At 34.6% G+C, this 25,867-nt stretch carries 20 protein-coding genes and 1 riboswitch; of the genes, 3 read left to right on the forward strand and 17 right to left on the reverse strand.

The genetic code is table 11. The features are described from left to right. Positions 1 to 70 precede the first annotated feature (70 nt). From gntK to RCG20_RS11095, 8 genes are all read right to left on the reverse strand, one after another. Complete coding sequence (gntK, locus tag RCG20_RS11060) at positions 71 to 1,612, reverse strand: gluconokinase (RefSeq protein WP_308180230.1); 1,542 nt, start codon at positions 1,610 to 1,612, stop codon at positions 71 to 73. A 347-nt stretch (positions 1,613 to 1,959) separates the two neighbouring features. Next, on the reverse strand, positions 1,960 to 3,462 hold the full coding sequence (locus tag RCG20_RS11065; RefSeq protein WP_308180231.1) for a family 1 glycosylhydrolase: 1,503 nt from the start codon (positions 3,460 to 3,462) through the stop codon (positions 1,960 to 1,962). 212 nt (positions 3,463 to 3,674) lie between these two features. After that, on the reverse strand, positions 3,675 to 3,995 hold the full coding sequence (locus RCG20_RS11070; RefSeq protein WP_308180232.1) for a PTS sugar transporter subunit IIA: 321 nt from the start codon (positions 3,993 to 3,995) through the stop codon (positions 3,675 to 3,677). 209 nt (positions 3,996 to 4,204) lie between these two features. Beyond that, positions 4,205 to 5,536: a PTS cellobiose transporter subunit IIC gene (gene celB / locus RCG20_RS11075; protein ID WP_308180233.1), complete on the reverse strand. Its 1,332-nt coding sequence runs from the start codon at positions 5,534 to 5,536 to the stop codon at positions 4,205 to 4,207. Positions 5,537 to 5,556: 20 nt separating this feature from the next. Beyond that, positions 5,557 to 5,865: a PTS sugar transporter subunit IIB gene (locus tag RCG20_RS11080; RefSeq protein WP_308180234.1), complete on the reverse strand. Its 309-nt coding sequence runs from the start codon at positions 5,863 to 5,865 to the stop codon at positions 5,557 to 5,559. Between the two features lie 388 nt (positions 5,866 to 6,253). After that, positions 6,254 to 8,185 carry a BglG family transcription antiterminator gene (locus tag RCG20_RS11085; protein ID WP_308180235.1) on the reverse strand — a complete coding sequence of 644 codons (1,932 nt, stop codon included), beginning with the start codon at positions 8,183 to 8,185 and terminating at the stop codon, positions 6,254 to 6,256. A 489-nt stretch (positions 8,186 to 8,674) separates the two neighbouring features. Next, positions 8,675 to 10,039 (reverse strand): amino acid permease, encoded by a 1,365-nt coding sequence (locus tag RCG20_RS11090; RefSeq protein ID WP_308180236.1) that lies wholly within the window; start codon positions 10,037 to 10,039, stop codon positions 8,675 to 8,677. Between the two features lie 138 nt (positions 10,040 to 10,177). Continuing rightward, positions 10,178 to 10,260, reverse strand: a riboswitch (glycine riboswitch). 347 nt (positions 10,261 to 10,607) lie between these two features. Further along, entirely contained in the window at positions 10,608 to 12,377 is a 1,770-nt protein-coding gene (locus tag RCG20_RS11095) for a DUF262 domain-containing protein (protein ID WP_308180237.1), read from the reverse strand. An 818-nt stretch (positions 12,378 to 13,195) separates the two neighbouring features. Here RCG20_RS11095 and RCG20_RS11100 point away from each other — a divergent pair. Genes RCG20_RS11100 through RCG20_RS11110 form a run of 3 tightly spaced genes read left to right on the forward strand, consistent with a single transcriptional unit; the run spans position 13,196 to position 15,213 of the window. Next, complete coding sequence (locus tag RCG20_RS11100) at positions 13,196 to 14,110, forward strand: ParA family protein (protein ID WP_308180238.1); 915 nt, start codon at positions 13,196 to 13,198, stop codon at positions 14,108 to 14,110. Further along, entirely contained in the window at positions 14,097 to 14,522 is a 426-nt protein-coding gene (locus tag RCG20_RS11105; protein ID WP_308180239.1) for a hypothetical protein, read from the forward strand. The genes RCG20_RS11100 and RCG20_RS11105 overlap by 14 nt, the downstream gene beginning before the upstream one ends. A 1-nt stretch (position 14,523) precedes the next feature. Continuing rightward, positions 14,524 to 15,213 (forward strand): hypothetical protein, encoded by a 690-nt coding sequence (locus RCG20_RS11110; RefSeq protein ID WP_308180240.1) that lies wholly within the window; start codon positions 14,524 to 14,526, stop codon positions 15,211 to 15,213. Positions 15,214 to 15,693: 480 nt separating this feature from the next. On the opposite strand, the gene RCG20_RS11115 is transcribed toward RCG20_RS11110, so the two are convergent. From RCG20_RS11115 to yycF, 9 genes are all read right to left on the reverse strand, one after another. Then, positions 15,694 to 17,454, reverse strand: coding sequence for an HNH endonuclease (locus tag RCG20_RS11115; protein ID WP_308180241.1), 1,761 nt, complete (start codon positions 17,452 to 17,454; stop codon positions 15,694 to 15,696). A 142-nt stretch (positions 17,455 to 17,596) separates the two neighbouring features. Beyond that, positions 17,597 to 18,076, reverse strand: coding sequence for a 23S rRNA (pseudouridine(1915)-N(3))-methyltransferase RlmH (gene rlmH, locus RCG20_RS11120; protein ID WP_308180242.1), 480 nt, complete (start codon positions 18,074 to 18,076; stop codon positions 17,597 to 17,599). Between the two features lie 90 nt (positions 18,077 to 18,166). Then, on the reverse strand, positions 18,167 to 18,325 hold the full coding sequence (locus RCG20_RS11125; RefSeq protein ID WP_308180243.1) for a CxxH/CxxC protein: 159 nt from the start codon (positions 18,323 to 18,325) through the stop codon (positions 18,167 to 18,169). A gap of 481 nt (positions 18,326 to 18,806) precedes the next feature. Beyond that, entirely contained in the window at positions 18,807 to 20,054 is a 1,248-nt protein-coding gene (locus RCG20_RS11130; protein ID WP_308180244.1) for a S1C family serine protease, read from the reverse strand. A 232-nt stretch (positions 20,055 to 20,286) separates the two neighbouring features. Next, positions 20,287 to 21,081 (reverse strand): MBL fold metallo-hydrolase, encoded by a 795-nt coding sequence (locus RCG20_RS11135; RefSeq protein ID WP_308180245.1) that lies wholly within the window; start codon positions 21,079 to 21,081, stop codon positions 20,287 to 20,289. Between the two features lie 6 nt (positions 21,082 to 21,087). Beyond that, positions 21,088 to 21,882 carry a two-component system regulatory protein YycI gene (locus RCG20_RS11140; protein WP_308180246.1) on the reverse strand — a complete coding sequence of 265 codons (795 nt, stop codon included), beginning with the start codon at positions 21,880 to 21,882 and terminating at the stop codon, positions 21,088 to 21,090. Beyond that, positions 21,869 to 23,191, reverse strand: coding sequence for a YycH family regulatory protein (locus RCG20_RS11145; RefSeq protein ID WP_308180247.1), 1,323 nt, complete (start codon positions 23,189 to 23,191; stop codon positions 21,869 to 21,871). Before RCG20_RS11145 ends, RCG20_RS11140 begins: the two co-directional genes overlap by 14 nt. Continuing rightward, a complete protein-coding gene (gene walK, locus RCG20_RS11150; protein ID WP_308180248.1) occupies positions 23,188 to 25,014 on the reverse strand; it encodes a cell wall metabolism sensor histidine kinase WalK in 1,827 nt (608 codons plus the stop codon). The genes RCG20_RS11145 and walK overlap by 4 nt, the downstream gene beginning before the upstream one ends. Before the next feature lie 6 nt (positions 25,015 to 25,020). Then, entirely contained in the window at positions 25,021 to 25,731 is a 711-nt protein-coding gene (gene yycF / locus RCG20_RS11155; protein WP_308180249.1) for a response regulator YycF, read from the reverse strand. Positions 25,732 to 25,867: the final 136 nt, after the last annotated feature.

Here is a 25,867-nt window from a genome sequence, read left to right on the forward strand (position 1 = left end):
GAGGTTTATATTTTTTGGCAGCAGTCCTTTAATATTCTCTATGCAGGACTGTCATTTTTTATTAAATGTTTTATTTAACCCATTTTTTTTGAAAGTCAGCAATTTCCCCATACTCATTTTCCAAAGATCGTGAAACACGGATATAAATGTTGACTAGATCTTGATAAATTTCACTATTTTCTTCAAGCGGCTCATGCTCATGTGTAGAACCCACTAATTCAGACATGATGGAGAAGTCTTCAATTTCCCCGAGTGCATACATTCCTAAAACCACGGCACCCAGACAAGAGCTTTCAAAGCTCTCAGGTACCACCACTTTTTGGTTAAAAATATCTGCCATCATTTGGCGCCATAGTTCTGACCTTGCAAATCCCCCCGTAGCCTGAATTTTCTTCGGTACACCAATCATTTCTTGCAAGGCAAGAAGAACGGTATAAAGATTTAAGATCACTCCTTCTAACACTGCTCTAATCATATGCTCCCGTTTGTGATGGAGCCCAAGACCGAAGAATGAACCTCTGGCGTTGGCATTCCAAAGCGGTGCCCGCTCTCCGGCAAGATATGGAAGAAAAATCAGCCCATCCGAGCCGGGTGAAACGCGGGAGGCGATTTTTGTCAGCACTTCATATGGATCGATCCCGAGGCGTTTTGCTGTCTCCACTTCTGCAGAAGCGAGTTCATCCCGTACCCACCTGAAGGTCATTCCCCCATTATTAACAGGTCCGCCAATAACCCAATGCTTCTCAGTTAATGCATAACAGAAAATTCTGCCTTTATGGTCTGTAACCGGTTTATCCGTAACTGTTCTGATTGCACCGCTTGTCCCAATCGTAATAGCGACAACACCCGGGTCGATTGCATTAACCCCGAGATTCGACAACACACCATCACTCGCTCCTACAACAAATGGTATTTCTGTTGAAATACCCATTTCATTAGCATAATCTTCTTCTATTCCTTTTAAGTAAAAGGTGGTCGAAACAGGCTCCGATAATTGTTCCCTTGAAATTCCTGCAACCCTTAACGCTTCTTCATCCCATGTCAGATTCTTTAAATTGAACATCCCCATCGCTGAGGCTATAGAGTGGTCGACCACATATTGGCCAAAAAATTTATGGAAAATATATTCCTTTATACCTACAAATTTACTAGCCCGAGTGAACACATCAGGATGTTCTGTCCGCAGCCAAGCTATTTTCGCCAGCGGTGACATAGGATGAATGGGGGTCCCTGTCCTCATATAGATTGCTAGTCCATTCATTTCATTTTTTATCTTCTCTGCCCATTCCGTTGCCCTGCTGTCAGCCCAAGTAATACACCCAGTTAGCGGTTTGCCGCATTCATCAACAGCAATAACACTGTGCATAGCTGAACTGAATGATACAAGTGCGAGATCTGCAGATTTAATCCCGCCTTTTTGTACGGCAACTTTAATTGTTTCTACAACAGCAGCCAATATTTCGTCCGGATTTTGTTCTGCTACTGTAGGAGAGGGGCTATATAGCGAATATTCTACATGATGCATGCCTACCACTGTTCCGTCCTTCTTAAATAGAACTGCCTTCGTACTTGTCGTGCCAATATCTACTCCTAAATAATGGCGCTGGTCCATTTAATCGCCTACTTCCAAAGGTTTTTCCTCAAATTTCCCAGTTTAATCAATGGTTGATTAACTGGAATTTCTATTTTCTTAAATCCTTTAAAAAACAAATCATAGGAATGATCAATCATTTTGAACAATTCCGATTAGGTGAGAGAACCATCTATTAAAACCGTATTCCAATGAGTTTTATTTAAAGGCTGTTTTCGCATAGATTGTTGTTTTTCGTACCTAGTCTAAAAACCAGAAATAACAATAGTATCGTGCTCTTTTCTTAAAAACTTCCTACGGTTTTCATCGGTAAACTGGAATCCCATTCTAATTTAGTTTCAACTAGCAACAAAGTTTAAGAAAAGAGCCTATTTAAATGAAAAACTAAGGTCTTCTCCGTTAGTTGCTATCACTTTCTTGTACCAATCAAATGATCTTTTCTTTGTTCTTTTTAATGTTCCATTTCCTTCGTCATCCATTTCTACATAAATAAAACCATACCGTTTTTTCATCTCTCCAGTTCCTGCTGAAACTAAATCAATGCAACCCCATGGTGTATAGCCCATTAAGTCAACACCGTCTAAAGTAACCGCCTTTTTCATTTCTGCAATATGATCTCGGAAATATTGGATCCGATAATCATCCTCCACATATCCATTTTCATCCGGTTTATCAATGGTTCCCATTCCGTTTTCAACAATAAAGAGAGGTTTTTGATACCTGTCATAAAGTTCAGATAAGGTGTATCTTAGCCCAACAGGGTCAATAGCCCAACCCCACTCCGTTTTTTCTAAGAAAGGATTTACATCCCCCATTTGTCCGCCGGTATCGGTATTCTGAACGATTTCAGTATGGTAAACACTGCTACGGTAAAAACTAAATGATAAAAAATCCGAGGGATACGCCTTGATAATTTCGTCATCCCCTGGTTCTTTTTTTATAGTTACCCCCATCTCTTCAAAAAAGCGGTCGGCGTAAGATGGATAATATCCCCTCATCATAATATCAGAATAAATCAAAGCTCCTCTTCGATAATCCAAAGCTCCAAATATAGTTTCCGGCTTACAATCTTTCGGGTAAATGCAGCTTAATGCAACCATACAACCAATCTTTGCATCTTGAATGATCTCGTGACAAAGTTTATTGGCAAGGGCACTCGCAACAAACATATGATGCTTTGCTTGATAACGTACCTGCGCGGTAGCCTCCCTGGATCCCATAAAGGCGTAACCATTTAATACATTAATTTCGTTAATGGTGATCCAATATTTAACTAAATCCTTATATCTTGTAAATACCTCTTTACACATTTTTAAAAAACAATCAATCGTCTGACGACCGCCCCAACCATTAAAATGATCAGCCAAATAAGCAGGGGTTTCAAAATGATATAGAGTGACTAATGGTTCGATATTATATTTTTTGCACTCTTTAAAAACATCTTCGTAAAATTTTAACCCTTCCTCATTTGGTTGTTCTCCTTCAATTCCACCTTTTGGGAAAATGCGGGACCAACTAAGAGATAGACGGAAACACTTCAAACCCATTTCTCCAAAAAGGGCAATATCTTCTTTGAAATGGTGGTAAAAATCAACAGCTTTATGACTTGGATAATAAACGGTTTCATCAATATAGCCTGTTGCGCCTTCTGGTATGGTATCAATTTTGGGGTCCCCAGTAGGTCGCCGGTTTACCGTTGTTTTTGTGCCATCTGTTAACTTGATTGTAATTTTCCTTGGGCGGTCTACAGAACCATTTGTTATGAAGTCGCTTGTTGCAAGACCTCTTCCGCCTTCATTGTATCCACCTTCATATTGGTTAGCAGCTGTAGCTCCACCCCATAAAAAATTTTCTGGGAATGTTTTTATCATTAAAGTTCATTCCTTTCTAAACGCATTAAAATAAATGTTAAACAGATTAAATAGCATAAACTACACATTTTATATTTGTTTAATTCAGAAAGACTATGGATTCAAATACAAATTTCTCCCCTAACTATCATTGCAAGAATTAGTATGGTGAAAATTAATTTGAATAAAAAAAGCCCAAAATAAGTTGGGCAATTCTGGTGGAGGGTTTTGTTTCAGGCCTTTTTGATAAGTTTATGCAAATCGATGATTTCTCCGGCCAAATCTTTAATGGTCATTGCGTTCATCAAATGGTCTTGTGCATGAACTATAATAAGTGAAAGCTCAAATTTCGCACCGCCTGCTTCCTTTTGGATTAAGTCAGTTTGAAAATGATGTGCTTCATTAAAAGCAGAATCTGCTTCGGTTAGTTTTGCTTCTGCTTCATCAAAACTACCTTCTTTAGCCTTCTGCATCGCTTCCATCGCCAAGCTTCTTGCATTCCCTGCATGAAGGATTAATTGAAATGCCAGATTGTAAAGTTCTTCTTTATTCATGATTAACAACCTTTCAAATGATTTTCCGGGAAGGGAACATTCCCCTCTTCTGTCAATATTGGGTATATATTAAATTCTAGAAGTTTTATAGCATCTCACCAAAGATCATTTTTCCAATTCTATCAGAAGACGAATGACCTTTATTGTCATATTACATGTAAAGAGACAGGCACTAGTCAAACTAATGCCCACCTCACTTTCCTACGTGATTATATTTTTCCTTTACCCGCGTTCATGGCATTTTCTTCTCTCTTCTTCGCGTTATCATATATTTTGAAGAATGGAGTATAAATTAAGAATGAAATAACAATGTTAACTAAATTCATGATTGCACCTGAAACATGTCCGCCAGAAGCAAGATATCCTGAGATAATTGGCGGCATTGTCCAAGGGACTGCAATACCTGTAGGTTTTGCTACCAATCCGATATCCATACCAAGATAAGTTACAATCACGGTAACTATTGAAGTAAGGACGAATGGAATGATCATGATTGGGTTTAACACGATTGGCAAACCAAAGATTAATGGCTCGTTAATGTTAAAGATACCAGGAGCAAGTGCCAAACGACCAAGACTTTTCATTTGTTGAGATTTAGCAAACAATACCATTGAAAGAACTAAACCAAATGTTACACCCGTTCCACCGATGTGGATGAAGTTATCCCAGAATTGTTGTGTAACAATGTGTGGTAGAGGTTGACCAGCTTGATATGCTGTCATATTGTCACCCATAGCACCAAACCAAATTGGTTCCATTACACTTTTAACGATGTTTGTACCGTGTAATCCAGTAGACCATAATATAGTTACGAATAATTCAGCAACAATGGATCCTCCAAGAGTAAGACCTACCATTTTTAGCGGGTCACCTAGAAGGGTCGTAACTAAGCCGTTGATACTTTCATAAGGGGTCAATTCAACAAGTAAACGTATTACCCAAACCACAAGAAGAACAATAAATCCTGGAATTAAAGCTGCAAATGATTTACCAACATTTGGCGGTACGCCTGCTGGCATTTTAATAACAATATCTTTTTTGACGACCCAACGATAAATTTCCGTTGCTAGTATTCCAATAAGCAATGCAACGAATAAACCTTTACTGCTTAAGAAAGCCTTTGAAATAGCACCGGTTACCATAACTCCTGCTTTAGCTCCAGCTGGAGTAAATAAGAAATTAAATGGTGTTGTTAATATGAAAGCAGCAACTGAAATAGTACCCGCACTCATCGCGTCAAGCTTATAGCTTTCTGCTAATCGGTAAGCCACCGCGAATGCTGCAATAATTGACATGATATTGAAAGTTGCATCTACTGGATAACTTAATTTAGCGGCCCAGTTTGGACCAAAAATAGAAGTCATCCAATCAGCATAACCTGGAATTGGCAAGTTAGCCAGGATCAAGAAAAATGAACCAATGATAATGAATGGCATAGTGGCAATGAGGCCATCACGAAGAGCCATTAAGTGCCTTTGCGCACCAATCTTTGCTGCAACAGGCATGACTTTCTCTTCTAGTAGTCTGTTGAATTTACCCATCTTCTTTTTCTCCTTTTTTATTATTTATTATTTACCATATTTATAGCTGCTTTTAGAACTTCTTCTCCATTACACATTCCGTAGTGGACTTGATTGATTGCATCCACTGGAATGCCTTTTTCTTCACCTAACTTTTTCAAATTTGAAAGCAAGTATCTAACTTGCGGTCCTAAAAGAAGGACATCAGCATTGTCAATGTGTTGATTGACTTGATTAGCTGGAACCGCCCAAATTTTCCCTTCTAAACCTTGTTCTTGGGCTGATTTTTCCATTTTGGTCACTAGCAAGCTTGTACTCATTCCTGCTGCACAACATAATAAAATATTCATCTTTTATTCCTCCTATTATCATCAATAGTTATTTTTTTAAAAAATTTGCCAATTAATCTAAACTGTTTAATTTGACAACTGTTTTAAGAGTGCTTTAATCACCTTGCTCTTATAGTTTATGTTGAAAGCGTTTAATTTTACAGAAACGATTTTTCCGTTACGTAACGGAAAAATGGATGGATACTTAAAATAAAGTTTTTGATATGTAAATTATCAGCAGGTAATATACCCATAAACTAAAAGGGGGTAGCCCTTTTGGGATACCCTCATATTCCCTATTAAATTTGTTCTCCATTAGTAGCAATCAATCGTCTTGTTATTGATCCATATCAGCCTTTTTTCCATTGTAAAGATACATATCTTCCGTTAATGTTTCAGTTCAGTTCAGTTAAGTACCATTTAAAATCCTTATAATCTCTTCAGCAGTCTTACTCTTTAGTATTTTTTTGACTGTTGCACTGTTTTCAATTAATGCCAAGAGCCTTTTAAACATGCTTTCCAGATCATCATTATTAGGTACCTTTCTTATATTTAACAAACAGATAAATTGAACCAAATGTTTATCAGTCCATTCGATGGGCTTCTTTAATGTGCATATAGTCCAAAATATTTCCTCTGTCTCCGGTGAAAGTGGATGAGGGATGGCCACAAGATTTCCAAAGCTGGTTGGAGCGAGCGACTCCCTTTCCAACACTGCATTTACGTAATCTTTGGAGACAAGCTTTTGTTTGTATAATTCTTCGCATAAAAAACGGATAACGCTTTCTTTATCCTCAAAGTCTTTGTGAATAAAAACTCTTGATTCATCTAAATAGCTCGGTTCCTCATTCTTTTTTACAGGTGATAAACCTTCCCTGATATTTTCAATATCTTCTTCTCCTAAAAATGTGTTAACCACTTGTACTGGAACGACTATATCTTCTTTTATTGGAATCGTACTAATAATAAAATCAATAGAGGATAGGTCGTATTCTTTTAATTGATAATAATTGGTTGAAGCCACAATATCGATTTCATCTTTAAATACATTTTGCAAACGATAATACAATAGTCTTGCACTTCCAACACCAGAAGCACACACTACAATCACCCGTTTTGGCCTTTTCTGCCTTGTCTTCATTCTTTCTAATGCCACGCCTATGTGCAATGCAATATAAGCAATCTCGTGTTCTCCTACCTCAATCTCCAAATATTCCTCGATGCATCTGCTGGCAATGGCTGCACCCTCAAAGGCGCTAGGATATTTCCTTTTAATTTCGTTTAATAATGGATTGCGAATGTTCAAGTTATAGCGCAACCGGTTCATTGCTGGCCGAATATGCAAAGTCAGCGATTGAATGAATTCTTCATCGTCATGAAAATCCCAATTTAATTCGGTTTTCAATCTCTCCAGCATGGAATGAATGATGCTGCCTAACTCATCAAATTGACTAAATTCTTTCAACGTATTCTTATGAATTAATTTTGTCCCCAACAAGTGGACAATAATATAATTAATTTCACATTGCGGGAATTTAAAGTTCGTAAACGCCTCAACTTCTTTTACAATTTCATTGGCAACAATTTTTTCAAAGGGATATTGTCCTGTTAAATCGTGTTCGAGGTTTTCAATGACAAAACCTTCTTTGATTCTCTTACACCCAATTGTAATATGGGTAGCCAAATTTTCGAGTGCAATGTCAGATATCTCAATTTTGTATTCATTCACTTTTTTTATGATGATTTCTTTTATCTTTTCAAACAGTTTTTCGTCCAAAACTTGAAAAGAATTACTTTCAATGATTAAGTTGCTTTTTCGGCTTAAAATATAATTTGATAAACATAGCCGTTTCATATATTCATCGCCATCAACTTGCGCACCATAATGCGGTCTGGTAACTAACTTCAATTGATAACTTTCCAATATTTCACGGACAATTTTTAAGTCATTTTGAACCTTAGGCTTGGAAACAAATAGATCCTCCTCAAGACTTTCTATTTTGATTGGTTCCTTTTCTAATAAGAATCGTTTTAATATATACAAAACCCGATTTTCCTGTTCGGAAAAATCTGATTTATTTTTATCTATTGCTTCATTCGCATTAGAACTATACTCCTTTTCAAACACTTCATAATCCTTTATATCTAATAGATATCCTTTTCCTCGAACCGACTTAATGATAATTCCTAACGAGGAGGAGCATTGTGATTGAAGTTCTTTAATCTCGTTGCGAATGGTTCTGTCACTGACACCAAGTTCTTTTGCAATCCAATCAGCTGTAACAGGTTCTTTTGCCTTCATTAAAGACAACACGATGTCTTTTTGTCGTTTCGAAACCACTTTTCTATCCTCCTTTTTTTATGCTCTTTTCTTAATTGATTCATCCTACCTTATTTTTTCTTCACATGGGACGTTCTGTCAAGGGCAAGCGGAGCGAGGGCTTGCCTGTACCCTTGATAGGTTCTCTCCTAAGAAGTATCCTCCCTTAAGGATGAATTACTTTAAAGCCATAAACGAAGGCTGGGGGTTAATAGCTACGCGCAAGGGCTTTTCCTTTGCCTTCCATGCTAATTTAGATGTTTTTATCCAGAATTGATTCGGTATATTATACTTTAAACCCAATTTATAAATTTTTTTAAGTTATTAACTTCAGACTAATGGATTAATATAAAAAAGCCAATTCTAGAATAAAAACTCTTGAATTGGCTTTCTTCGATATAAAAACCTCATTTACCTATGGTAAGGTTCACCACACCTGTTTAAGCGGCGGTTTTCCAATGGACCATACTTATATTAGCATAGTGGGAGTAAAGCACAATTGTTGTTAATCTATGCTGATAATTTTATATTTTTTTCTTTTTTTCTTCTATAAGCGTGCAAAGCAAATAATAGAATAAACCATAGGGGTGTCAACAAAAGGGCAGGCCTTGTAGCTTCAGCAAACAGCATAATAATAAGAATGACAACAAACAACGTTAGGACAGCATAGTTAATAAATGGTGTAAATGGTGCTTTGAATTTTGATTTTGCCTGTAAGTCCTGACGTGTTTTCTTATACCTTAAATGACAAATTAGAATGACACCCCAAACCCAAATAAAACAAATAGCACTAATGGTTGTTACAATTCCAAAAGCTTGTTCCGGAATAAGTTTGCTCAAAAGAGCTCCCCCTGATAGAACAAGAGTAGATATCAGTAACGCGTTTCCTGGTACATGATTTTTATTCAATTTTGCAAAATTAGATGGCCCCTGGTTATTATTGCTTAAATTATATAAGATTCGGCTTGTTGAAAACATCCCACTGTTACAAGCAGAAGCAGCGGAAGTTAAGACGACAAAATTAATAATTCCTGCTGCAATTGGAATCCCCACTAAACTAAACGTTTTGACAAAAGGGCTTTCAGCTGCATTTAGTTCCGTCCAAGGGTTGATGCATAAAAGGATGATCAGCGCACCCACGTAGAAAAAGAGAATTCTTAAAGGAATTTTATTTATTGCCGATGGGATGTTTTTTTCTGGATTGGATGTTTCAGCTGCCGATACACCTACCAATTCCACACCCACAAATGCAAATACAACCATTTGAAATGAAAGTAAGAAACCCGAAATTCCATTTGGAAAAAGTCCGCCATGAACCCAAAGGTTTTTAAAAGAAACTGTCCCTGAATTTGTCTTAAATCCAATTACTAGCAAAATGACCCCAATACCGATTAATGCAAGTATGGTTATTACCTTTACTAAAGCAAACCAGAATTCCAATTCTCCAAAAACTTTTACAGTTAATAGATTAAGTCCTAATAAAATGATCAAGCAGATAATTGCAGGTATCCATTGCTGGATATGGAACCAATATCGTACATATACACCAACAGCAATAACATCAGCCATTGCAGTCATAATCCAACAAAACCAATATGTCCATCCGGTTACAAACGCTGCACGTGGCCCAAGATAGTCTTCCGCAATGTCTGTAAAAGATTGATAGCCCGCTTTAGACAGCAAGAGTTCCCCCAGAGCCCTCATAACGAAAAAACAGGCGGTACCTACAATTAAATAAGCTAGTATGATGGATGGTCCCGCCAGCTGTATGGCTTTACCGGACCCTAAGAATAATCCGGTACCTATGGTTCCGCCAATTGCAATTAGTTGAACGTGCCTATTTGCTAAATCCCTCTTTAATTCTTGCTTTGCCAATCTTATTTCCCCCTAAATGAATTATGTAATAATTTAAAACCAATAAAAAAAGAGATTGGATAGTCTCCAATCTCATGGTCATAAGAATAATAAATAGTATTTGTTCCGCCAACAATTTCAGCATGACAAATAAATATTCAGTACTCTTCTGTCCTTTTGCCTGAGATTGTGAACCCTTCGGCGCCGCAAAATATTCATGCGGTCTCTCCAGAAACTGCTCCTGCTATAGTGTTATCCATAGCAATCATAGCTTGCTAATTATTAAATTTTCTAACAGAGGTAACTATTATTTAATAATATTAGTAACATTCAAATATTTTGTCAATAGTAAGATTAAAAAACTGCCTTTATTTATGGTACGGTTCACCGTGATGTATCTATATGAGGTTCGGCACTCTGAAAAATTTCATTTTCTTTTGAAACCAATCCTTTGATTAACTCGCTGAGTTGTAAAAATTATAAAAGGAGAAAGTGCGATTTTGTAGCCCTTTCTCTATATTTATTTTATTATTGCCATGATAATTTTTTTATATGTTTGCATTTAAATAGGATAATTCAACACATGCTCTTAAATTAAACCTTTTCTTTTTAACTCTTCAATTATCTTTGATTCTTCTGCGGTTGGAACTGGAGATTGCTCTTCTTGAACTGGAAGTTCAGATTGATTTAATCCCCAATCATTTAGTAAGATTAACAACTCATCAGAAATCCGAATGTCTCTTTCTCGAATTTCATTTAGCCCCCAATCATTATGCTGGATAGAAAGATCAAGTAATAACTGTACTTTTGATTTCTTGTAACTTTCTTGTTTCTTTTTAAAGTATCCATTACTTGCAATAATGTTTAGCTTTTTCTCAAAAGGAATCTTATTTCCAATATGTTCCACTAACTCTTTTACTTCTCCATCAGAATTGCTTGGAAAATAACTTGATTGCCATTTCTGAGGAAGAATATGCTCTATTTCCCATTTCCCGGGAAGTAGTTCCTCTTGGCCTTGATAAGCAAGAATCTTCAATATCATACGAACAGTATTACGGTGAGCCATTTTAATCTTCCCTTTTAATTCCTGTTTATTTACTGTACCAAAATCAAATATTGGCATAGAGGATCTAATAATTTCAGAGTTTAAATTCAAGATTCCTCGCTTTACAGCATTAATAGTTGGCGTAACTATATACCTTGCCGCCAAAACTGCAAGTAGTTTCTTGAGAAATTTCAAGAATAGTTCTTCAAAATCTTGCGAACCATGATATTTAAGATAATAAATAACCACTGGGTACTTCCAAAATTCATTTGGATACGAAGTTAACCCATCAAGTACTTGTTTAACTTCAATATTTTTCGACCAGTCTTCATCTTCGATTTCTACACGATTATTAACAACAATCCATAAGTTAAGCACCGTATTCAGGTTATTCATCACATCGCTCTTATATAACTGCTCAAAATTATTCCTTGAATAGTATTTCCTTATCCCTGGTGTTGTTGTATTTCTATCGTTTTCTAATGCTCTCAAATAGAACATATAATAATAAAACAGTTTTTGAATGCTTTCATTCGCATTTGTAGCCTCATCATCAAGTTGTTGCCACTGTTCAATAAAAACTGCTTTCCCTTCAGCATCCAAGTGATTATAGATCTTTGCTTTAAAAATATCCGCATCGGATAAAGCTAATCCTCTATCGTTCAGAGTTGAGAAGATAGTTAACGCCGTATCTTGTGAATCTGCCGTAATTGGTAATAAAATCGCTTTGTTCAAAACATTTCGGATGAACCAGAAAAACAACTCTGGCTCACTAGTAGCATATTTATCTATTAGCCCTGTAAATGATTTGTAGTTTAACGAATAGTTATCTTTTGCACCTTCTTCAATAGTGCCACTGACAAGAATTTTGGCGAAAGTTTCGTTTCCTTCATCTCTCATCACCCTGGATTCAATAAGCGTTTTTTCGAAATCAACCTCAGCAGTTAATTCATCCTGTTCCCACAATGCCGATTCAATTTGTCCCTTAAAATTTTTTACTTCTTTTGTTTCTGTCATTGAATTAAGTTTTGAGTAAAGTGCACGAAGCAATAAAAACAAAGATGTGATTCGTTGTTGACCATCTATAATTTCCTGTTCATCATTCTCATTCTCGTAAGAAACAATCGTTCCCAGAAAATAAGTGCTTTCATTATCATTTTCTGTGTACTCTACTAAATCCTCAAAGAGCGTTTGAATTTGTTCGTCAGTCCACGCATATGGACGTTGATACTCAGGGATAATGAATTTATTAACTTTGCCTGTTTCTAATAATTGTTTGACACTCTGTTTGTTCACTTCGATTGTTGTAGCCATTGTCTATTCTCCGTTCTGTACCTTGTCATTACGCATTTAGCTATTCTTTGATTACATCAAAGCTATTTAATTGGAATATTGGAATAAAATACTTTACTTACTATTTAATTTATAATTATTTTTAATAATATAATAATAGTCTATTGTAAGAAGGTTATCTTCCTTTATTTATTAGTATATTTTTGAAATATATCTGTACTATCGTACTTTATATCTAAACTTAATGTTTGCCATAAACACTTTTCATCTCGTATTTTTCTCCAACTTCTTCATTAAAACAAAGAATAACGGTCATCAGTAAGATTCTCGATTTTTTCAACGAACGTATACATTAATTATCAGCGATGCCCCAAATGGACGGCTTCTATGTTTTTGAGTTATTAAGAAAGATTCTACTATTACATTAGTTTAAATACTTTGGTGTGATATTAAAATTGGTCAGTTTACCATCTATATTTAAATAATCAATTACTGCAACTTCTAAATACATCTAAACCTCTACCTTAACAAACACTTTTTATAGTATTTAAAAAACCTCATCTACTTATGGTACGGTTCACCGTTACTAATCAAAATGAGGTTTATATTTTCCCTATAGTTAGCCTAAATTGGAACTTAATAAGGTTCTAATATTAGTGTTACCTTGAATAATATCTAATCCCTGGATTGTAGATACTCCAAACATTTTTATATATAAATTATCTCCAATTTATTTCAACCTACTTTTGATGTAATATTAAGAAAGATAAGTAATTTTAGAGGTTCTACAGTAGATTGTAGTCCATGATTAAAGATTCTAATAAACTTGGAGGACAAAGATGACATCTATATTACCTAACAAAGCTAAAATAATCTCTTTTATTAATATGAAAGGTGGGGTTGGAAAAACCACACTAACTAAAGATTTAGGGTATTTTTTAGCTTCACAAAGAAATTATAAAATCTTATTTATTGATCTAGATCCACAGTCTAACTTAACTCAATCTTTTTTCAGAAAGTTTGGCTACCATCAAGAAAATCTTCTTGATATAGTAGATCCAGAGGAAGAAGATGATAATACTTTAGAAGATTCAACTAAAGCTAGTGATAAGAAAACTATTGGTAGCGATATCTCAATTCAAAAGTTATTTAAACCCGGGGTGATTTCTCATTTAAAAAGGGATGATTGTCTTTTAAAACTAAATGAGAACATATCAATAATTCCTGGGACATTAAAAGCCATCTTCTCAGAAAGAAATAGTAACATAGAAAATCACCTTTTCAACTATATTAATCAAACAAAATTAAAAGAGGAGTTTGATTTCATTTTTATTGATTGTCCTCCAACATACTCTAACTATACTATTTCCGCTTTAATAACAAGTGACTATTTTATTACACCAAGTAAGCCAGATGCATATTCTGTTCTAGGAATTGAAATGTTACATGAAGTAGTTAGACGAGTAAAAGAAGAACATCAAGTATATTTTTCAAGTAAGAGTTTAAATTCCCTAGGAGTAATTTTCACAGAGCTAGCACCTTACAGTAAAGGCTATTCTGACCAAATAAATGAGATTAAAACCTCATCAAAAATTGAAGAATTAAATATACATTTCTTTGAAAATCACTTTGTTTATAATAGCTATATACCAAAAAGAGCCGAATATTTTATTAGTGATTCATCTAGTAGTACAAAAGAGGGTTTAATAGTCCTAGCCGATGAATTTGAAAGGCGGTTTAATGAAAGTGAATGATCTAGAAAAGTTAAGAAGTCTCCTACACTCATTAAAGAATGTAAAAAATGATGATATCTATAGAAGTGAAGCCTACAGTATATATGTAATATTCTTTTTATCAACTGAGATATTCAAAAGTAATATCGATGTTAAAGATTTTTTAGAAAAAAATCCTGAATTCTTTTTATTTATTAAAAAGTATAAAATGGAATTGAGAGATTATTTATTCAATAGTAGGACTGTCTTAATAGGAAGATTCATAAGAATAATTCAAAAAGCAGCTATAGCTGATTTAAAATCTATAATGAAGGTAATTCAGAATATTGCTTTCTTTGAAGCAAAGAATACTAAATTAGTAAATAATAAAGTAAAAGCCAATGAGGAAAATTATTATGATTCTTTATTAAAACAATTTAAGCGGGGTAATTAATTTGATAGATTCTTATATTAATGAATATAAGACCCTAACACACAAACTATTTCCACATAGTATGTTAGATTATAATGATGCAACTACTTTAGAAACATTAGCGTCTATGTTTAAATCAATAGAAATTATTGATACATATGTAAATTCGACCGCTTCTTTAGACCCTTGGATTCAATTAAAGTTAAATGAAGTAAAAAATCAATTGTTAATCTCTCTTTATTATTTACCTCAGTACACAACTTATGTTTTTAATTCTTTTCAGAGAAGTATTACTGAACTTGTTTTGAAAATCACACTATACTCTGCTTCTGTAGATGCTAAAACTGTAGATTATCAGAACAGTATAAATGGAATACAGTTTAGAATATTAAAAGAAAAAATAAAAAACTTGCAACAATATAGTGATTCTTTTAAAAACTCATCGGATAACTTTTTCTCCTTCTATGGTAGTAGTTCTAACAACATTCATTTAAAGAACTCAACAACCATTATTGATTATATTGAGGCCTATAATTTTATTACCCAAGGGGAAATCAAACAGCTGCGAAATTTTGTAATTAAAGTCGAAAGCTTTTTATTAACTATTTTCGCTAAACTTCATAATTTAAATGATAAAGAGTTAAATATGCCTGCAAAAATCCAACTAAAAAAGGTGATATCTGGCACTTTGTATAAAAAACATTTTTGTTAGTAAAAATTAATATTTTCATTACTCATATAATCCATAGAAAAACCTCTTCAAAAGAAATTTAAAATCTCAAAAGCCTATTCAATAAAACTATATTATGAATAGGCCCCCTTCATTTTTAAAAACCTCATTTACTTATGGTAAGGTTCACCGTAACGTATCTAAATGAGGTTTTTTAAACCTTCTGTTAACTGTATATTTAGACCTTCGACTCTTCTGTAAGCTAAATGGCCCATCTCAAGATTTTAATTCAGATTTTGCTTTAACTCTGATTCAATATGAACCGTGTTTCGATATTTGTATAAATTTATTAGGTCGACTTTTAGCTGAATATCAATTAGATTTAATTTAAAACACGCAACAACTTTTTGGTCATATCGTATCTTTGTTATATCAATTGGCTTTCTTTCTTTGTAAAGCGTTAAAATCTCTTTTCCATCATGAATTAACTCTAGGGTAAGTGAGGTTTTTAATATTTTATTATCAATTTCTTCTGATGTTTTCTCTTATCATTAAATTATAATATTTATTTAAATTTTCCTTTATGTATTCAATATCTTTTTTTGCTAAATGACTTTTGCAATCTCTGATTATAATTACCATACATCTAAATAATAAGTCCACTTTGTAAAGTGAAACTAATGTATCCTCACCTTCAATTTCATCTATCAATGAAGACATTGTTTTTATTAAAGTTTCCTTATCATCTTCTTCAAATCCTAACTGTAAGTTAGTTTTTACATAATTTATTTCTGCCTTATTTATTTCCGAATATGAAATAATTTTTTTAAAACTCTTATAGAATATTTTTAAATCTTCTGTTTGTAATACAATGGAGGGAAATCCTGCCAAAAAAATCTGTAACTCTTCTAATATGGTTAGTAAATCATCTTCTAATTCTGTATTTTTAATTAAACTTGCATAATTACTAATGGCAAAATCTTTTTTAAAGCTATCAAACTTTATAGTGGGAATAAATAATTTCTTTTTTTCTATTTTTTTATTTTCATAAACAACTCTAGGTATAAGGTCTTCAATTAACCATTTATATGTAACCATTGGACTCCAATACCTATCTTCTTTAAAATACTGTAATTTTTTATTCCAAAAGTACTCGTCTGTCCAAACAATACTTATATCTTCTGTTGTATGAATCATATAGCTAGATTCTTCTATCATCGGAAAAATAAATGCTCTAAAACCTTGTGTTTCTTTGTCAAAAATCTTTATTATAGACCCTGTTCCATCAAAAATGTGCCATTCCGTCTCCCCGTTTTGATAATCATAATTTCTACAAAATTCTCTAATTTCAAACCAAAGCATTTTGCTTATTCTACATAGCATCAAGTTATTTTTAAATCTATTAATTTTAGGAAAACTAGCCCAATTAAATGTGGTATAAATATTTTCAAGCTCTTCCATATAAATTTCATAGAAATCATCTATTATATTTAAAAGTTGTATTACCTCTTCCCTTTCAAGGGGAATCCTTACGTTAGCAAAATCAACAAAATATTCTTTTGAATTACTATCAAATTTTTGAAGAACAAATTTTCTTAAGCCATTTTCTAAGTCTGTTTTAGCACCTTCAAATAATTGATTAAGAATTTGTTCATGATTTAAGGTAATCATACAATCTCTTAATCTGAGAGTGTTAAATGTTATCAAACAACTTCCCTGTATTTTAGGATATGAAGGTAAATATCCCATTAATTTAACATTAGAGAAACTTCTATTATAGGTATGTATATCGTTGTATTTATTAATACTTCTTAACTCATCATATGGTTTTTCATTGGAAATAGAGTCATATATTCCCTCTAATTCTTCCTTACTAATAGGCTCTTCTGCAATGGCAACTAATTTAGCAATAGCTTTATCAATGTTTTTATCTTTTTTTAATTGCTCAATCCTTCGTTTTACTTTGTCAACTTTTCTTGATGTTTTATCAAAAATACAATGCCCTAAAAAAGTCTCTGGATAAAGATTTTTATTCTTCACTTGATTTACATTAGGATTACACGGTACAAGGTTATATAAACTATTAACATTAAAATCTTTAGGAAGTCCTAATATCGAAATAATTTTTTTAAATTCTTCTTTATCTAAATACTCTGGAATAATATGGTCTATATGCATGTCTTTATATCTTAATGGTTCATCACTATAAAAACAATTACCTCCATATTCATAAAATAAAGCAGCCCTTACAATGTCATTATTTTTATCAAATTTATAATTCATCGTTATCCCCCATAAAATAGATAAAATAATTAAACCTCAATTAAGATACAAACACTAGCTTTTGGTGTATGATTTAGGGAATTCTTTTCAGTATTTAATTAAATGTATTTGACAGTTATCTTGACAATGTTAAAAACCTCATTTACTTATGGTAAGGTTCACCCCGATTAATCCGATAAGCCCGATACACCTGCTCAACCAATATCAATCTCATTAATTGATGAGGAAAAGTCATTTTAGAAAAGGAGAGCTGTTCATTTGATCTTTTCAATACTTCTGCACTTAGACCTAGTGACCCTCCAATGATAAAGGCAATTTTGCTTTTGCCGTATGTCGCCAATTTATCTAATGAATCTGCTAATTCCTCGGATGATTGCATTTTCCCATTAATCGCTAAAGCAAATACGTATGTATCTTGGCTGATCTTAGCTAAGATTCTTTCTCCCTCTTTTTGCTTCACCTGTTCCATTTCCAACTCACTTAATTCTTCTGGTGCCTTTTCGTCAGCCACCTCGATCATTTCCACTTTTGCATAAGACGTCAATCTTTTTAAATACTCATCAATTCCTTGTTTTAGGTATTTCTCTTTCAATTTTCCAACCGTTACAATCGAGATATTCACAATCCACAACCCTTTTCAAAATGATTACAAACAGGTTATCCACAAAAGTTATCAACATATCCACAGTTTTTATCCACATCTTGTATGGGATCACTCGTTCGCCACCATATATACAGCTGGTTTTTCGCAATATTCACAGGTTGTTGATAAGTTATCCACAGTTAATTTTGATAATATCGGAAATGTCCCATGTTCATCCACAATCGTATCAAGTGCAATATCCACATGTTCTTCACACGAATAAATCATATTTTCTCCACCCTTTAAAATAAATTTTATATCAGTATTTTACACTAATCGTCGAATAGTCATCCTAATACATATTAGCATACAAAACGTTTATAGCGTTGCTCGCCCCATTTTATGTAGTAAAAAATAGGGTATTTATCATCACGATTGGATTCACGGATTCACTTTTGCCTAGCTCTACACCTTTTCTTCAGCTAAGCATAAGGGCAACTACACCTCTGTCATCACCCTTGGGGACTCGCCAATCGGCGAGTTTTCATTAAAAAAGGCTGTTTTCGCATAGATTTGTTGTTTTTCGTACCTACTCTAAAGACCCGAAATAACTATGGTATCGTGCTCTTTTCTTAAAAACTTCCTCCAGTTTTCATCGGTAAACTGGAGTACCATTCTAATTTAGTTTCAAATAGCAACAAAGTTTAAGAAAAGAGCCAAAAAAAAGCAGGAAAGTTTTTACCCAACTTCCCCACTCTTGATTACTTATTTATTGAGCACTTTCAACAGTTAATTTCAACGTTGCATCCTTCAACTTTCCACTTCGATAAAATTTAACATGCAGCTGGTCACCGATTTTCTTTTTCTGATACAAGTGTTTACGAAGATCGATGACATCCTTTATTTTTTGGCCATCCATTTCTACAATGACATCAAGCTCTCTTAGTCCAGCAAGGGCTGCAGGAGAACCTGCTATAACTTGCCTTAAAGCCACTCCGTAATTAACATCTTTCGGCAATTTTAAGGCTTCTTGTTGATAATAGGCGGGAATTTCGGCAACTGATTTCAAATCAACACCCATATATGGCCGCTTTACATCTCCAAATTTTTCAAGATCATTAATAATTGGTTTTGCAGAGTTAATTGGAATAGATAAGCCAATTCCCTCAACTGCCTGCTGAGCAATTTTCATGGAGTTAATTCCAATCACTTGGCCATCAATATTGATGAGTGCCCCTCCACTATTACCAGGATTGATCGCTGCATCTGTCTGCACAACCTCTGCTTGCCAATCCACTACTCCATCCTGGTCAATATCAACGGGAATCGTCCGCTTTAGACCTGAAATTATCCCCTTCGTTACAGATCCAGAGAAGGTTGGACCTAGAGGGTTTCCGATTGCAATCACAGGTTCACCTGTTTTTAATTTATCAGAGTCCCCAAATTCGGCTACTTCTTTCACTTTGCTGCCATCAATTTCGAGCACTGCCAAGTCCGTCCATACATCACTACCAAGCAGTTTTGCCGGAAGCTTTGTTCCATCATTTAGACTTACCTCTAATTTGGTAGCACCTTCTACAACGTGATGGTTTGTCACCACAAATGCCTTATTTCCTGCTTGTTTATAGATGACGCCCGATCCTGTTCCCGCTGCTTCCTCACTATTGCTTCCATTGCCATTATCAGACCAAAAGTTGCTTGATTGTATATTTGCTATACCCACTACAGCTCCGCTTGTCTTTTCAACCGCTTTCGTTGTATCCGTTTCAACATCAACAGCTACTTGTCTTTGAATAACCTCATTTTTGTTAGTAAGTTTCGTATTATTTTCTGAAGTCAGGTTGTTACCCTGTTGTACTGTATAAGGAAGGATTCCATGATTAGACATTGATGGCATAGCAATAATAACCAATAGAGCCCCAAGGATGCCCCCAACTAAACTTGCAAAGAAATAGCCACCCTTTCCCTTTTTTCGCGCTTTGTTGCGAACCTCTGAATGATCATCATAATAACCCAAATTACACCATTCCTCTCTCTCCAAAAAGATTGCTATGTATATTTTGGCTTTCTAAAAACAATTATACTCTTTCCGTTTTAAATTTCTAAAGAATTGCACCTTCGTCTGAATCAAAGAATTCTCATGCTGAAAATAAACAATGCCATTTCATTTGACCTAAAAGTAAAAAGAGTGAAAATGCTCTTTAAAAAGCATCCTCACTCAATTATTTCCTACCGAATATTTTATAAACCTAAACAGCTGTTAAAATTGTTGGTGTTTTAGGGTCTGTATCATATAACTGAAACTGTTCGCCAACAATAATTCCCTGGCTCTCTAATGTCTGGGTTACTGACATCCGTGCTAGTTCCTTCATATTATTATCCATGCTTAAATGAGCAAGATAAAATTTCTTTGTATTGTCCCCCGCAACTTCACCCATTGCAATCGCAGCATCTTCGTTGCAAACATGCCCAACATCACTTAAGATTCTTCGTTTCACACTCCAAGGATATCTTCCCATTCTAAGCATCTGTACATCGTGATTGGATTCAAAAACATATGCATCCGCATTAGAGATAATCCCCTTCATCCGATCACTTACATAACCAGTATCTGTTATAATAACGAGTTTTTTACCGGAATGATGAAAAACATAAAACATCGGATCTGCTGCATCATGTGAAACACCAAAAGACTCAACTTCTGTTGCTCCAAAACTTTTACTAGTCTCCATATCGAAAATAAATTTTTGCTCCGTTGGAATTTCACCGATCATGCCATCCATCGCCATCCACGTTTTTTCATTCGCAAAAATAGGCAATTTATATTTTCGGGCAATTACACCGATTCCCTTTACATGATCACTATGCTCGTGAGTAACAAAAACACCTGAAAGCTTACTTATATCTCGATCAATTTTTTGAAAAAGTGCCTCCATTTGTTTCCCACTAAAACCGGCATCCACCAAGAACGAATGCTGGCCATCTTCTACATAGACAGCATTTCCTGTACTCCCACTAGCAAGTACACTTAAGTGTAAAGACATACTATTTCACTCCACTACCTTATTTTCATCACTACTAAAATCAATAATTTGCCCCTCAAAAGCATTCACAAACAAGCTTTCCTTATCATTAACAACAATATGCCATGTTGGTGCTAATACCTGTGATGCAGCAAGTTGAATGAGAGTTGAATATCCAAGTTCAACCCTTGTAATCTTGCTTTTTGGTTTAAGAATTCCCTTTTGATGCAATGTTTCAATCGCTTTTAAAGGAGGGAGAACCTCACCTTTTTCTGTTAGCTTTTCAATCCCCTCAAGATAGGTCTGAGTATAGGAAATAACTTGATTCTCTTTATTGAGGGAGAAAATGATCATTCCGTTTATATTCTTGTATAAGGTCTTATTTTCAAACTGTTGAAAGTAAGTAATCGTATTTTTTTTATCATCTTTCTCCCAAAATTGATAGTGTTCTCCATAAAGGACATCTTCCTTTATAAAAGAAGAAAGATCAGACGGTTCAAATTTAGAAGGAATCTGAATAGGCTTCTCTAATTTAGCCTGTAGACTATTACCATCTTTTAAATCAACAGATTGTCCCTTTAATTTGCTTATATCTCCATTAGTAAATGTTTTTGGCTTAGCACTAACATATTGGCCTTTTATTGAAATTTTCGGAAGTTCTCCATACTTAATTTCGTCAGCCTTCAGTTTATCCTCAAAAGAGGCTTCCGTAATAAATTCATATTTGTTGGCATCACGTATTTTCATAAACTGATATAACAAATAAACATCTAAAATCAAGAAGGTCAAAATAAAGATGGTTTTAATCTTACTCCAATCCATGCTTCACTCCCCCTAGATCTTCCGTGTCAATTAAACTCCAAGTATTATTGTAACGATAAAACCAAGCAGGTTCTAAAACGATAAGTCTTGGTTCCTTCAAATCCTTCTCCATTCGATATCCCAAGCTAAAAGCTTCAATTTGCTCCATCTTGAAATTTTTCTTCTGTTGCAAAAAAGCCAAAGCTGTGTAGCCTGATGGACTAGTAACTTTATGCATTTCGAACTTTAAGGGGAGTTTTAATGAGATACTTGGACGTACATACTTATTAATTTCATTTCGCCCCCACACCTCATTGATCTCTGATATCCCACTATCATTGAAAACAGGATATCCATCCATACTGTAAAGGCGAAATGTTACCTTATGATTATATTCATCATTGTTTACATAACGATAGGGGTCAGTCCATCCCCCATGTTCATTGACAAAGTCTATGCTACGTTTAATTAAATCCTTTGACTTTTCCACATAATCTGTATCACCAGTTGGATTAACATATAGAAGCATATTGCTATTGTAATTAATATTCATTTTACTAGACCCATTAGTAAACTCTTCTCCCGTAGGAACAACGCTTTTTTGAACAAAGCTAGGGTCATTAAAAAGAGCTACCTTAAATTCATCTGAGTTAAGTGGTACTGGCAAATATTTATACTCCATCATGTCCGTCGTACCCTCGGGTAAATAAAGAGTTCGTTTTTCTGTTGGCTTAAAAGCAAAGTAACGTGGATATTGATTTGCATTCTTAAAGAAATGTTGATTAAAATTGTTCAAAAACGTAGTGGAAATACGGCTGATATAGACTTGCTGGTTATTTGTTGAAAAAAAGTAGACGATACCACTTTCCTTTTCGGAATTATTCGTTTTGATGATAATTCGATCAAAATTAAAGGTAGGTAGCTTTTTGTCTTCAAAATTCAACACATTTCTGTATAATTCAACAGGAATTTCAGTAGGGAAAATAATTTCTGCATTTCCATCCTCATGAATTAATTCATTCATATTTGCTACATTACCTGTGTAACTTTTTACATCATAGAAACTCCACTGACTTACTTCTTTTATCAGCTTATCAAGTTCGTTTACATTTGTCGTACCATGGTGTTCCCCTCTTATGTGAAATAAAGCCAAGTCTGGTTTAATAATTTTCTTTACTTCCTGTTTTTCACTTAATGTTACTTCAGCCACATTGTTACTTTTTTCCATCGTTTCATAATTTGGTTGGAATGTCCAAAGATTCCAAGTTAATAAAATACTGACTAATACTAAAATAATTAAAATCACAGATTTACTATTTTCGTATCTCATGACCATTCATCCTCTTCAGATCGCTCATATGGAAGTGAAAAGGCAATTTCTGTTCCTTTTCCTTCTTCACTTTTCGCCCATATATTCCCTCCATGTGCCTGAACCATTTCCTTGGCAATGGCCAACCCCAGTCCTGTTCCACCAAGCTTCCGCGATCTTGCTTTATCTACCCGGTAAAACCGTTCGAAAACCTCGCTAATATTTTTCTTAGGAATTCCCATTCCTTCATCCGCGATACTAACAATCACTTTTTCTTCTTCTTCTAAAATTGAGAACGTAATTTGACCGCCCTCTGGTGAATATTTAATAGCATTCGAAATAATATTGTCGAGCACCTGTGTTAATTTATCTTCATCGATTTCAATAATGATGGAATGGTCTGGTAACTGTCTATTAAACGTAACATTTTGGTCCTTTGTTATTTCAAACCGATCAATAATCCGATGGAAAAACTTCACAAAATTCACCCAATCCTTTGTGAGCTTGTAATCGGTACTATCCATTTTTGAAAGTTGAAGTAAATCATTTACAAGGCGAATCATTCGCTCTGTTTCCGTTCTCGTAACCTCTAAAAAGTTAGGAGCAATTTCTTCATCTCGCCATGCACCCTCTGCCAATGCTTCTAAATAACTCCTCATTGTCGTTAGTGGTGTCCTAAGTTCATGCGAAACATTTGCTACAAATTCTCTTCTCTCTATGTTGATTTTTTCTTGTTCAGTAATATCATGAAGAACCGTAATTAAACCATTTACAAATCCTGTTTCCTTTTGAATAACAGAAAGGTTTGCTCGGAGAATATATCGTTTGTTTTTCGTACTATGATCCAATATTAATGAATCTTTTTCTTCAACCAAATCCTCAAATGTATACATTTCACTTAGGCCTAATAAGTTTATAATTGGCTGAGATATGACTGTTTCACGTGGAACATCCAACATTTCTGAAGCGGGTTCATTGATCAATATAACCTTCCCTTTTCGGTCGGTTGCGATCACGCCATCTGTCATATACGACAAAATGGAAGAAAGCTTTCTCCGTTCCCCTTCTGTCATTGCCTGGGCTTCCTGAAGTTTCTTCGTTAAACTATTAAAGGTCATCGCTAAAGTACCAATCTCATCCGATCCATAAACTTTTACTTTTCTTGAAAAATTTCCCTTCGACATTGCTAATGCTTGTTTTTTCATATCTGCAATGGGTCTTGTAATAGTCTGGGCTAACAATATACCTAAAAGTGCGGTAATAGATAATGCAATCGCCGTTCCAGTAGCAAAAATACCATTAATGGTCTTCATCTGTGTAAAAACATTTTCAATTTTTGCAACAAGGTAAATGGATCCAATTACTTTTTTACCAGATTTAATTGGAGTAGAGAGGACCCAAATTCGATGGCCCGTCTGCGGGTCAATTAAGATATTACTTTGTTCCTCTTCCAAAACAATCGAGCGCTTGATTCTTAGTTCAGTAGTTCTTTGCCCGACCACTCCCTGGTTATTTGCATCAGACGTACCGAGAATTTTTAGTGATCTAGCATCAATAACCCGTACCTCTGAAATATCTACTGCAGAAAAATCCCTAAGAATTTTTTTGACATCTTCCTCTACTGTAGGATCTTCTGATGTTCTTTCCTTTTCCATCTCTTGAACAACGTTATAGGCAAGCAAATTAACCCGTTCTTTCAAAGATGTCTGGAAATTAGTCCTTAACGTCTCCTCAAGCTGCTTCACAAAATAAACCCCGATAATTTGCATGGCAACTAAAATAAGCAAAACATAGATAATTACGAATTTCACGTGTATAGAACGAAAAAAACTGACCCTTTTCATAAAGGGTTACTCCTGTTCAGGATTCCGTAAATAGTATCCTACTCCTCTACGAGTAACAATCCATGTTGGATGACTCGGACTATCCTCTATTTTTTCACGCAAGCGTCTAACGGTAACATCAACCGTTCTGACATCCCCGAAATAATCATATCCCCAAACGGTTTGCAGTAAATGCTCCCGTGTCATGACTTGTCCAATATGCTTGGCAAGATAATGAAGTAATTCAAACTCGCGATGGGTCAATTCAATTGTTTCTCCTCGTTTGGAAACAACATAGGCATCTGGATGAATGGTAAGCGAGCCAACTTCAATCTCATTTGTATCATCTTCTGTATTTGCTTGAGAATGAAGTTGTTGATGGCGACGTAAATTGGCTTTAACCCTAGCAATTAACTCCCTTGTACTAAAAGGCTTTGTCACGTAATCATCCGCACCAAGTTCAAGACCAAGTACCTTATCAATTTCTGAATCCTTGGCTGTTAACATAATAATCGGCATTTCATATTTTTTTCTTACTTCGCGGCATACTTCCATCCCATCTTTTAAAGGAAGCATGATGTCTAATAGAATGATATCCGGTTGAATTTCCTCAACCATATTGATGGCTTCATTCCCATCGTAAGCGCAATATACATCGAAACCTTCTTTTTTAAGATTAAAGCGCAAAATATCTGCAATTGGCTTCTCATCATCGACAACAAGAATCTTCTTTTCCATACTCATTGCTCCTTTTTTTAAATATCTATTTATAGTTATAGTTAGCATTGCTCAGGTCGTTATGTTTTCTCTACTTTACTTTACCATGTAATGAAGGGTAATACACCCTTTAGCAATAATTGACAGTTTTTGGATG

Source organism: Neobacillus sp. PS3-40, assembly GCF_030915485.1.
Lineage (GTDB): Bacteria > Bacillota > Bacilli > Bacillales > Cytobacillaceae > JAUZPL01.

Bases quoted from the DNA above. Each gene is read 5' to 3' on its own strand.
- gntK (WP_308180230.1), bottom strand. From the start codon at position 1,612: ATGGACCAGCGCCATTATTTAGGAGTAGATATTGGCACGACAAGTACG.
- RCG20_RS11065 (WP_308180231.1), bottom strand. From the start codon at position 3,462: ATGATAAAAACATTCCCAGAAAATTTTTTATGGGGTGGAGCTACAGCT.
- RCG20_RS11070 (WP_308180232.1), bottom strand. From the start codon at position 3,995: ATGAATAAAGAAGAACTTTACAATCTGGCATTTCAATTAATCCTTCAT.
- celB (WP_308180233.1), bottom strand. From the start codon at position 5,536: ATGGGTAAATTCAACAGACTACTAGAAGAGAAAGTCATGCCTGTTGCA.
- RCG20_RS11080 (WP_308180234.1), bottom strand. From the start codon at position 5,865: ATGAATATTTTATTATGTTGTGCAGCAGGAATGAGTACAAGCTTGCTA.
- RCG20_RS11095 (WP_308180237.1), bottom strand. From the start codon at position 12,377: ATGGCTACAACAATCGAAGTGAACAAACAGAGTGTCAAACAATTATTA.
- RCG20_RS11100 (WP_308180238.1), top strand. From the start codon at position 13,196: ATGACATCTATATTACCTAACAAAGCTAAAATAATCTCTTTTATTAAT.
- RCG20_RS11105 (WP_308180239.1), top strand. From the start codon at position 14,097: ATGAAAGTGAATGATCTAGAAAAGTTAAGAAGTCTCCTACACTCATTA.
- RCG20_RS11115 (WP_308180241.1), bottom strand. From the start codon at position 17,454: ATGAATTATAAATTTGATAAAAATAATGACATTGTAAGGGCTGCTTTA.
- RCG20_RS11125 (WP_308180243.1), bottom strand. From the start codon at position 18,325: ATGATTTATTCGTGTGAAGAACATGTGGATATTGCACTTGATACGATT.
- RCG20_RS11135 (WP_308180245.1), bottom strand. From the start codon at position 21,081: ATGTCTTTACACTTAAGTGTACTTGCTAGTGGGAGTACAGGAAATGCT.
- RCG20_RS11140 (WP_308180246.1), bottom strand. From the start codon at position 21,882: ATGGATTGGAGTAAGATTAAAACCATCTTTATTTTGACCTTCTTGATT.
- RCG20_RS11145 (WP_308180247.1), bottom strand. From the start codon at position 23,191: ATGAGATACGAAAATAGTAAATCTGTGATTTTAATTATTTTAGTATTA.
- walK (WP_308180248.1), bottom strand. From the start codon at position 25,014: ATGAAAAGGGTCAGTTTTTTTCGTTCTATACACGTGAAATTCGTAATT.
- yycF (WP_308180249.1), bottom strand. From the start codon at position 25,731: ATGGAAAAGAAGATTCTTGTTGTCGATGATGAGAAGCCAATTGCAGAT.